Below are 11,114 nucleotides of genomic sequence, written 5' to 3' on the forward strand. Positions count from 1 at the left end.
TTAAGGTTAATTTTGTGTAACAAAAGAATTCTAAATGCGCTGTTCATAAGCAAAGGCTAGATAGGGCGGTATCTTTGCAAATACAAGTTGTTAATGCCTTGTTAACTCTATTTTGTTGGTTAATGTTTGTACACATTTTGTTGTTTTGATGCTCTTGTATTATGCGAAAAAACAAGGAAAATGGGCTGCAAAATGAGATTGCAAATTTGAAAGGATGCATTTCTAGTTTTATTGCGAGGCAAATATGATCAAGTTAATCCTAATTTTAGTTCTGTCTGTATCTGGTGGTTATGCCGCTGCAGATCACCTACATTCTTTCCTTCTTGGTTTATATATTTCTTCTTTAGCTGTTGGTAGCTGTTACTGGCTAGCTTTTCGTAGTACTCGTTTTCCACAGTTGGCGCTTGTACTTTTACTGTGCGGCTTCTTCGCTAAAATCGCAGTAACGGTAGCGGGTGTTAGCTGGGGTATTTCAAATGACTTAATCTCGTCACCATTTATTTTCTCATTGTCCTATTTGTTCTTCTCTATCGTTGTGACTTACTTTTGGTTTGCGTACCGCGATCGAGTTGAAACGAAAAAGAAACAGAAGAAACAACAAGAATTGAATGCGGCTACGGCATAAGCATTTAAAGAATTATGAAAAAGCCTTCTTCGGAAGGCTTTTTTTGATCGTGTCATCTAGAAGCTAGTTATGACTAGCGGAATGAGCGTCCTTTTATTGGTAGCCTAATTTGTTTAAGGCAGTTAGCTTCTAGTTTTCGGTGGGTTCTGACATTCGACAACTTCCTAAATATCTTTGGATTGAAGGCATCCTTATGTTTTAGATCGCAGCATAGGTCATCAATAAGTTCCTTAGTGACTCCCCACATCGTAAATAGGTGTACATATTGACGAACCTGACCGTCTATTTTGGCTGTTTCTTTAGCTAACGAATAACGGAAGATAATTTCTTCGTTCGGCTGGCAGAAGATCAATGACAAAGATAGAGGCGTCCGCTGTAGCCAAAGCCCTTCTGGTAAAGCATGACCTTGATTTTCATGCCACTGCGCCACTTCTTTTAGTTTCTCATGAGCGTATTTCGCCATTTCTTGCCCATACATGGCGAGTTCAACTTGTTTCTGATAGCTGTTTCTAGCGAAGTATTCCCACAGCACCAACGGAGATAGCCCGTTTCGGGAGCCTGCAAATGTAGTGTCAGGTGAACCTATATATTCAGGGTTGTCTGGAGGTGACACCATGAACTTCTGCTTGGTCATATAAACACCCGTTGGCCAAGGTGCGCCTGGCCATTTATGTCCGCTTGTGACAATAGAATGGATCATATCATTATTGAAATCGAAGTCCGGTCCTGTTCCTGCCCCTTCTTCTTTGAAAAATTCGTCGTACTGGCCTGAGCTTTTCGCCATTTTAATGAAAGGAACATAGCTCGCACCAAGCGCGCCATCGACATGAATCCAATAGCCAGTACGTTGTTCAACCCCCTTGCTAGGGTCGGCTTTGTCAATCGGAACTGTCCGCTCAAGCATCTCGTATTTCTCGAGTACTGCTCTAAGTTTGTCGGTAACCTGAGTCACATCATCATAAGCACCTTTAAACGTGGTACCGCAATTTAATACGACTAACACTGGGTATCCGCGCTTTGCGAAAAACTCTACGTATTTGATCAGCTTATCGACATCGATCGCACCTGAGCCTGCTGGTAATGCTTGGGTTGGCTGTTCAGAAGGTACTTCCGTCGGCCAAGGTTCGTTTGGCGTGACTGGGTTTTCGTTGGGGTACAGCCGGTTACCAAGATCGCCAAACGTGTCTATTTTCTCAACGGCCATCGCTTTTACGATGGAGTAGTGGGTATCTTCAGAGAAAAAGGCGACGGGCGTGTAGGCGTTTGGGTTATGATCGGGAGGGGATGGGTAGTGAGCGTAAAGTTGGCTATTTGAAACCGTCTTACCGGATTCGTCCTCGCCACGTATTTCTTCCTCTAGCAACATCACGCCGCTGAGGTAGTCTCGGGCGTTTAACATCGCGTAAAGGTTTCCCTCAGTACTACCCATTGTTAAAACGTAACCCCAATAACTATCAGGGTTGCCTGGTTGAAACTCCCCTTGCTTATCCAAATATGGACCTTGTGACGGCCACTTCGCGTTCCAAAGCGAGGCATAGTAATCGAGAACCGAGCGCTCGACACATTTCGTGTTAATGGTGTAATTGCCGTTAACAAACGGGTCGCCCACGTTATTCAAACTGACATCCAAAAATGGCGAAAGCCGAGTTTTGTATTTGATCCTTTCTTCGGTTTGATACCCCAGAAAGTGACTCTTCTGCGTATCGACAAATGCTTGGATCTGTTGGTATGCATTGTCTTGTTCGTGCGATGTTTGCCCTGTTGCCGGAAGTTCTATATCGAACCCGCTAATCGCATGTTCGGCGTAGTCAAACTCATAGTTTCGATCATCGTAGACTTTTATAGGGTCAGCACTAGGAGGCGAAACTCTACCAATAGCAAACTCGGGTATTTGTTCAATCCAGGGTGCCTGTTTCGGTCCGTACTTGATGTCTTTTTTAGTCATGTTTAGCTCCAAAATTTTATTTATTTTTTATTCGGAACAAGGTGCAAATCTTTCGATTTGCTGCCTAGCCAATGCAGACGAGCTGCATAATGTGACTATAGTTTGATGATTTTATAAATGTGATTTTGATTCCAAAATGCAAGCTGGCCCACAAAGTTGGCCTGTTTTAATGAGTGGTTAATTAATAGTCAAATAAATACTCTAATTTAGTCGAGCTTTGATTGCTTATTGGTGAGCTATCCACTAATTGTTATGTGTCAACGTGCATATTTTTTAAGTGCATTGGTTAGATGGGTGATAGTTGGTTGAGCAATCCACAATAAGCTGTATTTGGGCTTAGTGAGAATAATAAAACAGACTGAATATCACTATTATTCACGATTCGACTTGCTAAGTAGTGAGGGCTTTATGAAGAATTTAGGCTTTAAATCAAGGATATACTTAGGCGTAGGGGCGCTAGTTGCAGTGTCCCTCATCGTACTTGGAACACTCAACATGTTATCAATGAAAGAAAAAATGGTAACGGCGTTGGTTTCTAAAACGGAGGACAAGTTAGGCTTTCACGTCACTGAACTAGAGCAAATGATGGACTTTAAGATCAATGTGATTGCGAAAGGCGCAGACATATTTGATAACGAGTTATCTGAGTCAGAAAATCAAAACTTGGTCAACGTACTAGCGAGTAGCTCTGATATCTCGAATGTCATTATGACTTATGAAGATGGCAGAACTTATATGTCGTTAGCAGGTGACAAGCCAGATTTTCGGACTCGCGATTGGTACAAAAATGCGTTGAACGCTTCAGGCGTTACTTTGACTGGCATCTATCAGGATCAGGTCACTAAACAAGAAGTGATTAGTGTAACCATGCCTGTTAGGCAGAACGGTAAGGTGATAGGGGTACTGCTTGGGGATATTCAACTTGGCGACATTATTACCGCAGTGAGTAATATGCGCTTTGCCGGTGGGGCCGCCACTTTAACTGATAATAATGCCGTCTTCTTTGCAAGCGATGATCCAAATGATATCGGACGTACACCGTCGCAAATAAGTTCTAACTTTATTGAAATGGAAAAGGCCTTCTTTAACCAAACTAAAGGCCATCTAGTTTTTCCATATTTGGGCATACAATTCGATGGATACTTTCAACGAGTAAATTTAACCGATGATATGTATTGGACGTTAATGGTGTTTGTTGATCAGGATTCTGCATTAACGGGCGTCTTTGCGGCCATGAATCACTCTTTCATTACCGGGGCAATTCTATTGCTGATAAGTCTTGGGTCTATTTCAATTATTGTTCATTACGCTTATAAGCCAGTACTTAAACTTAAATCGGCAGTGTTAGATCTGTCTCAGGGAGATGGTGATTTAACCCAACGACTAGAAGTCGATGGAGATGACGACTTAGCAAAAATTAGCCTTGGTTTTAACCGCTTTGTAGAAAACCTCCAAGACATGATGCTGCACATTTCTCAGGCAAGCCAAAATATCTCTGTCAGCATTAATCAGCTAGGAAGTACTGCGAGAGATAATGAATCACAGCTTGTCACTCATTCAGCTGAAACAGAGCAAGTGGTTACCGCAATCACTGAAATGAGCGAGAGTGCACGCACTGTTGCCGAGAATGTTCACCAATCAAATCGTATTACCGAGGAAGCGAGTAAAGAAGCTCAATCTTCATTAAGCATTGTGAATAATGCGGTGACGACAGTGAGTGCGCTGGTGTCTGAAGTTGACGACATGTCTAACAGCATAATCCGGATGAACCAAGATGCGAATAAGATTAGTAATGTCTTAACAGTGATTGGAGAAATCTCTGAACAGACCAACTTATTGGCACTGAATGCGGCAATTGAGGCCGCGCGAGCTGGGGAACAAGGAAGAGGCTTTGCTGTAGTAGCAGATGAAGTAAGAGCCTTGGCAGCGCGTACGCAAAATAGCACCACGGAAATCTCCGATATGTTAAGTCAATTACTTGGAGGTACAGAAAGCGTCGTGAAAGCGATGGAAGCGACTAAGCGACAATGCCAAGAAACGGCAGAAAAAACATCAGAAGTTTCCGATAGCCTTACTTTGATGTGTGACTCTGTGAAAGAGATTGATGATGTCAGTACTCAAATTTCAGCGGCAACAGAGGAGCAAAGTACGGTAGCGGAAGAGCTCAGCCGCAACATGCTTTCGATTCGAGATATTGTCGAAACATTGGTGAATAGTGGCCAACAAACCGTAGAAGCGGGTGTGATGCTTCAAGAGTCTAATGATGATTTAAAACGCCAAGTCGCTAACTTCAAACTTGGATAAGCTCCTTGGGTTCAGGTGGGTATCTAAGTCACCTGAACCCAATAAACCTTCCTTTAAGCCTCCTTTCTTTATTATCCCGTTATTTGTCTCCTATTTTTGCTGTGAATTGATCACTAGACCATGGTCGTACAGAAGGTTCGAAGTTTTGTGAGTAATATAAAAAGGTTCAAATCGCCAGAAGGATTATAGAAATGGAAGTCGGAATTTTTTGGGCAGAAAAAGGCATGCTTATTTTGGGCGCGCTGTTCGTTCTAACCAGTGTGATGCAATACGGAAAGCGTAGCCAAGATTGGAAAGGTGTTATCACTATGTTTTACAAGCGTATTCCAATGAATGTCGCAGAGTATAAATGGTACCGTCTAGGCATTGCTTTACTGGTTTTTGCTGTGATTCTTCGTTTCGCGCTACTTATTTTATGGCCATCTTACCAGCTCTAATTGTTAATTTTGTTACTTGGTTAATATGCTTGAAATGAATATTAACCAAGTAAGATCAAAGTCTTATGCTGAACATGTAAATTTAGTGCTAGAAAAAGCTAACAAATCCTACCTCTTAAGAACCGCTGTTCTGTATCTGGGTTCAAAACAATCTGTTACACTGATATTTATAAGTTAAATTATTAGTGGTGGATGAATGTCGTTTCCCGTTCTCATTTGTGATGATTCTGCGCTTGCTCGAAAGCAAATGGCGCGCTCTCTGCCCGCAACTCTTAACGCCGATATTACCTTTGCGGTACATGGGCTTAACGCGTTAGAAGAGTTAAGTAACAACGAATTTAAACTAATGTTCCTTGACCTTACCATGCCAGAACTTGATGGCTATGGGACATTGGAAGAAATGCAGCGCTTAGGCAATCCAACGCCTGTTGTGGTGGTTTCTGGTGATATTCAGCCTAAAGCGCAAGAAAAAGTGATGTCTCTAGGGGCAAAAGCTTTTTTACAAAAACCAATCGACAAAGAAAAGCTTAAGGCGGTGCTCAAAGAGCTCGTTGAACCGCCACAGCAACCACAGATTGTCGCTCCTCAACCACTTGATCTCCCAATACTTCGCCGCAGAGATATCTATATGGAAGTGGCCAACGTAGCGATAGGTCGAGCTGCGGACGCGTTAGCCCGCCACTTTGATGTGTTTGTTCATTTGCCATTGCCGAATGTAAATATATTTGAAGTCAGCGAGCTTCATATGGCCTTGCGTGATCTTGCAGAAAACGATCAGGTGTCAGGTGTGTGCCAAGGCTTTAGTGGTGAAGGGATCGCTGGTGAAGCTTTAGTGCTGCTAAGTGATTCAAGTGTGGCCGACCTTAAAAAACTAATGAAAGTTCCGACAGACAGTGAAGAGCTTGAAGAATTAGAGTTGCTTATGGATGTATCGAACATTCTGGTCGGCTCTTTTTTGAATGGTCTAGGTGAACAATCTGAAGTGCGCTTCTTCCAAAGCTCTCCGGTACTTTTGGGGCAGCATATTTCAATCGATTCAGTTATTGCCAACACCGCCGGTTCTTTTCAGAAAACCATGACTTTCGAGGTTAGCTACAATATAGACGGCACTTCCATCCGCTGTGATTTGCTGTTTATGTTTGTCGATGAGTCGTTGCCGTTATTAGACAACAAGCTAGCGTATCTCATGGAGGAATTCTAAGAATGCTAAATCTTCCTGCAGAATTTGAGCAATTCCACTGGATGGTGGACATGGTGCAGAATGTCGATATGGGACTTATTGTTATCGATAAGGACTATAACGTACAAGTGTGGAATGGGTTTATGACTCACCACAGTGGTAAGCAGTCGCATGATGCTATTGGTAAATCGATCTTTGACCTTTTCCCTGAAATTCCTGAAGATTGGTTCCGATTAAAAACTAAGCCTGTTTATGATTTAGGCTGCCGTAGCTTCATTACTTGGCAACAGAGACCGTACCTATTCAAATGCCGAAACGTTAGGCCAGTCACTCAGCAAGCAGAGTTCATGTATCAGAATGTCACTCTCAATCCGATGAGAACGCCAACTGGACAAATCAATTCGATGTTTTTATCTATTCAGGACGCCACGGCAGAAGCGCTCGTGTCACTAAATGGATAGTATTTAAAGTGACATTACAGTCAGATCTAAAAAGCCAAGGTTAACGCCTTGGCTTTTTTGTCTAAGCTTGAAAAAGAATGGACATAATCAAGAGGGAAAATGGACAGTTTCTTTTTGTATTCAAGTGAAAAGGTGAGACAAGGTGAACGGGTTGCCGCTCGCCTGGCCGGCGTTGAAATGTACACACTAATGGAGCGTGCCGGCAGCGCGGTATTCGAGACCATAATTGAGCTTTACCCGAATATTCGAAATATCCTCGTGATGTGCGGGAATGGAAATAATGGTGGCGATGGTTATGTTGTAGCTCGCCTTGCCAAACAGAAAGGCTTAACGGTAACGCTTGTTCACGTAGGTGCGTTGGCAAAAATCGAGGGGGACGCGAGAACGGCATTTGATTGTTGGACGAATGCGGGTGGCAGTGTAGAGGAAATCTCAAACCCAGAAGCCTTGAAGCTAGGCAAAGAAGTGGATCTTATCGTCGACGCTTTACTTGGGACTGGTTTGAAAGGCCAAGTACGCGATAATCTCTCAGACATCATCCATAAACTGAATCAGCACTCAGCGCCAATTATTTCGGTTGATGTGCCCTCAGGGCTGTGTGCCGATACCGGTACCTTGTTGGGGGCGAGTATATGTGCAACTAACACTGTCACATTCATTGGTCGAAAGAAGGGGTTATATACGGGACAGGCACGCCAAGTCGTCGGAAAAGTTCACTTTGCTGGCTTGGGGGTAGAAAGCGAGTTCTGTTCAAGTGTCGGATCGCAGGTTCATTTACTGGATTTTCAAAGCGTCGAAAATCTTATTCCTATACGAATTCCTACTGCCCATAAAGGGAATCACGGTAGGCTTTTGTCTATTGGAGGGCAACTCGGAGCGGGAGGGGCAATCTTGCTTGCCACTGAAGCTGCACTGCGTTCAGGAGCAGGGTTAGTATGTACAGCGACTCATGAAAGGCATTTATCAGCGCTACTCACTAGAACGCCCGAGGCGATGTATTGTGATTGGGATGATTCGACAGCTTTACAAAGTCGACTGAATTGGGCGTCGGCAATTCTGTTTGGGCCGGGGCTAGGCATTGAGTCACAAGCTTCCGCTTTATTCACTCAAGTCTCCGAACTTGATGTGCCCAAAGTTTTCGATGCTGATGGGCTTAATCTCCTCGCTAAATCTCCGAGGGTGGATAATAACCGTGTGATCACGCCTCACCCCGGAGAAGCAGCACGGTTACTTGGTTGTTCGGTTCCAGTTGTGGAAGGTGATCGCTATTCTGCAGCTCGTGAACTAAGGAAACAATACGGTGGAGTGGTGGTATTGAAAGGTGCGGGAACCTTAATCGATAACGGCGAAAATACTTTCGTATGCTCCGCGGGTAACCCAGGTATGGCAGTAGGCGGTATGGGGGATGTTTTATCTGGTGTGATTGCCAGTTTGCTTGCTCAGGGACTTAATGTCAGGGATGCAGCCCTACTAGGCACAATGCTACATAGTAGCGCTGCGGATCATTGCCGCGAGCAGGACGGGGAACTTGGACTATTAGCAAGCGATCTGTTTTCTAAGATTCGAAGGTTACTTAATTGAGTGCGATTGTCCGCTACCGCACTCAATCTACTAGCACATAAACCTTAGTGATAAGATGGAATGATGCTCTATTCAAGATCGTTCCTTATTCTGCTGAAGGGCTTAGAACATTAAGTACACGCCAGCGGCAACCGATGTAGCGCTTTCTTTATTAGGCAGCATTTGATATGTCATCGATGCATCGAGTAAAAGAGGTGAGCCTAACGGCGCAAATTTGATACCTGCAGTAGCATAAGGCTTAATGCTATCGTCTGAGGTTGTTTCGGCAGCGTTTGTCGCGGTGTTCCAACGAGTAGTCTCAGAGGTGATGTAGCTCGCACCACCACTACCGTATATACTAAACCCGCCTAAGCCCTGTTCTACTTTTAACCCAAGGCTATATGAATCGTACTTAGAGGCAAACCCATCGGCCGCAGATGAAACTGAGCTGTCGATGGTGGAAGTGTGTCTGTAACTAGCGTCAATCGCTAGGAAATCATTAAAGTAATAGCTATATCCGGCTTGTCCGAAATAGGCGGTTTCCGAATCTGAGCCGTCTGAAATCATGGTGGCTCCGACATTGGTATAAAAAACGCCCGGTCCTGATTGTGCGAAGCTTGCGCTGCTTAGTGCGATTAAAATGCTTGCAACGGGAAGTGTCATCTTAAGATTTTTCATTCGCTAATTCCTGCCTAATATTCGAGCTGCCAAGTAACAATGTTGTACCCGGCAATAAAATTCCTTTGTAGTAAATATAAGCAAAAATCAATCCAAGCCATGAAATCATCAGAAAATTAAATTTATTTTCCAGAAAAGTGCGAAAAATTGCCTAAAAGCGCATGATTTTGGCGAAGAAAAATACCAAATTTATGTGACTTATTAGTTCGAACCGGATGGAGTGGGGAAGTTTTAACCTGACGCTTTCGAATCCAACGGTGAAAAAAGGCAAAGGATTGCGCAAGCGTTTCGTTATAAGTTGATGATTTTACTGGGGGGAGTGTAAATATATGGAAAATCGAAGAATTGTAGGTATGTAATCTTCCGTATGGTATCACAAAAAAAATGAAAATATCAGACTTGCTGTTATTAAATCACGACCTATAATGCTGAAAACCGGAGCGTCTGCCAACGCTCCGGTTTTTTTGTGTCCGAAAGAAATGTAATTCCGTCTGCCAACGGTTTACAACGCACATTGCGAGTGACACATATATCAATGAATCAAGGAAATACACCATGCGTATCGAACAAGAACTTAAGTTAGGTTTTAAAGATGTACTGTTTCGCCCTAAGCGTTCAACACTAAAAAGCCGTTCTCAAGTAAATTTAACCCGCGATTTTACATTCAAGCATAGTGGCCGTCAATGGTCTGGCACACCTGTTATTGCAGCCAATATGGATTCGGTAGGTAGCTTTGAAATGGCTACTGAGCTTGCGAAGCACGGTGTAATGACAGCAATGCATAAGCATTACACAATCGAGCAGTGGGCTGATTTTGTAAAAAATGCAGATAAAGAAACACTTAACAAAGTTTTCGTTTCAACTGGTACATCAGCGCGTGACTTCGACAAGACTAAAGAAATCCTAGCACTAAGCGAAGATCTTGAGTTTATCTGTATCGATATCGCGAACGGTTACTCAGAGCACCTAGTTGAATTCGTACAAAAAGTACGTGCTGAATTCCCAACAAAAACTATCTCTGCTGGTAACGTTGTAACTGGCGATATGTGTGAGGAGCTAATCTTAGCTGGTGCAGATATCGTTAAAGTGGGTATCGGCCCTGGTTCAGTATGTACAACACGTGTTAAGACAGGTGTTGGTTACCCTCAACTTTCTGCAATCATTGAGTGTGCAGACGCAGCTCACGGCCTTGGCGGTATGATCATTGGTGACGGTGGCTGTGCATGTGCTGGTGACGTAGCGAAAGCATTCGGTGGCGGTGCTGATTTCGTAATGCTTGGTGGTATGCTAGCAGGCCACGAACAGTCTGGCGGTGAAGTGATCGAAAAAGACGGCGAGAAGTTCATGAAGTTCTACGGCATGTCTTCAGAGTCGGCAATGGCTAAGCACTCTGGTGGCGTTGCTAAGTACCGTGCGGCTGAAGGTAAAACTGTTTTACTTCCATTCCGTGGCGACGTAAATGACACTATCTCAGACATCCTTGGTGGTGTACGTTCAACTTGTACATACGTAGGCGCAGCAAAGCTTAAAGAGCTAACTAAGCGTACTACTTTCATCCGTGTACAAGAGCAAGAGAACAATGTTTTCGGTAAAGATAAGTAATCTTACTGTTTGAAACGATGTTTTGAATTGAGAAAAAAGAGCCACTGTTTAGTGGCTCTTTTTTTGCTTGAAAATTGCTAAGTGGCGACAGCCGAGCAAAAAATTTTGTGGCGACAGGTTACAGGTTTGAAAGAGGGTTATGGATAATGGCTTCAGATAGGTGATCAGGTGCGAAGTGGGCATAGCGCATTGTCATACTTATGTCAGCGTGACCCAAATGATCTGCTCCAGTCAAACTGGACACTTAACTAAGCGACATTTTGCTTTTCAAAGTTCATTGGGCTTAGGTACCCAAGAGCACTGTGCCTTCTCGTTCGATTAT

9 protein-coding genes and 1 pseudogene are annotated in these 11,114 nt (G+C 43.5%); 7 read left to right on the forward strand and 3 right to left on the reverse strand.

The annotated features are described in order from the left end of the window. Positions 1 to 247: 247 nt before the first annotated feature. Positions 248 to 625, forward strand: coding sequence for an NADH:ubiquinone oxidoreductase (locus ACHUFI_RS19855; protein ID WP_394252344.1), 378 nt, complete (start codon positions 248 to 250; stop codon positions 623 to 625). Between the two features lie 73 nt (positions 626 to 698). Here ACHUFI_RS19855 and ACHUFI_RS19860 read toward each other — a convergent pair whose 3' ends face one another. Continuing rightward, positions 699 to 2,570 (reverse strand): PLP-dependent aminotransferase family protein, encoded by a 1,872-nt coding sequence (locus ACHUFI_RS19860; RefSeq protein WP_394252323.1) that lies wholly within the window; start codon positions 2,568 to 2,570, stop codon positions 699 to 701. 408 nt (positions 2,571 to 2,978) lie between these two features. Here ACHUFI_RS19860 and ACHUFI_RS19865 point away from each other — a divergent pair, with 408 nt between their 5' ends. From ACHUFI_RS19865 to ACHUFI_RS19885, 5 genes are all read left to right on the forward strand, one after another. Then, positions 2,979 to 4,874: a methyl-accepting chemotaxis protein gene (locus ACHUFI_RS19865; RefSeq protein WP_394252325.1), complete on the forward strand. Its 1,896-nt coding sequence runs from the start codon at positions 2,979 to 2,981 to the stop codon at positions 4,872 to 4,874. A gap of 191 nt (positions 4,875 to 5,065) precedes the next feature. Further along, the gene (locus ACHUFI_RS19870) at positions 5,066 to 5,311 is read left to right on the forward strand and encodes a hypothetical protein (protein ID WP_394252326.1); all 246 of its coding nucleotides are present in this window, start codon (positions 5,066 to 5,068) and stop codon (positions 5,309 to 5,311) included. 196 nt (positions 5,312 to 5,507) lie between these two features. Further along, a complete protein-coding gene (locus ACHUFI_RS19875) occupies positions 5,508 to 6,512 on the forward strand; it encodes a response regulator (RefSeq protein ID WP_394252328.1) in 1,005 nt (334 codons plus the stop codon). Positions 6,513 to 6,514: 2 nt separating this feature from the next. After that, entirely contained in the window at positions 6,515 to 6,952 is a 438-nt protein-coding gene (locus ACHUFI_RS19880) for a PAS domain-containing protein (protein WP_394252330.1), read from the forward strand. 99 nt (positions 6,953 to 7,051) lie between these two features. Beyond that, positions 7,052 to 8,533 carry an NAD(P)H-hydrate dehydratase gene (locus tag ACHUFI_RS19885; RefSeq protein ID WP_394252332.1) on the forward strand — a complete coding sequence of 494 codons (1,482 nt, stop codon included), beginning with the start codon at positions 7,052 to 7,054 and terminating at the stop codon, positions 8,531 to 8,533. A gap of 102 nt (positions 8,534 to 8,635) precedes the next feature. Here ACHUFI_RS19885 and ACHUFI_RS19890 read toward each other — a convergent pair whose 3' ends face one another. Then, complete coding sequence (locus ACHUFI_RS19890) at positions 8,636 to 9,190, reverse strand: outer membrane beta-barrel protein (protein WP_394252334.1); 555 nt, start codon at positions 9,188 to 9,190, stop codon at positions 8,636 to 8,638. 555 nt (positions 9,191 to 9,745) lie between these two features. On the opposite strand from ACHUFI_RS19890, the gene ACHUFI_RS19895 reads away from it, so the two are divergent. Next, positions 9,746 to 10,792, forward strand: coding sequence for a GMP reductase (locus ACHUFI_RS19895; protein ID WP_394252336.1), 1,047 nt, complete (start codon positions 9,746 to 9,748; stop codon positions 10,790 to 10,792). Positions 10,793 to 10,910: 118 nt separating this feature from the next. Here ACHUFI_RS19895 and ACHUFI_RS19900 read toward each other — a convergent pair. After that, positions 10,911 to 11,015: pseudogene (locus ACHUFI_RS19900) on the reverse strand (integrase); the annotation flags it as partial. Positions 11,016 to 11,114 lie beyond the last annotated feature (99 nt).

Origin of the sequence: Vibrio profundi (assembly GCF_043642225.1) — a bacterium.
In the GTDB taxonomy this organism is placed as follows: domain Bacteria; phylum Pseudomonadota; class Gammaproteobacteria; order Enterobacterales; family Vibrionaceae; genus Vibrio; species Vibrio profundi_A.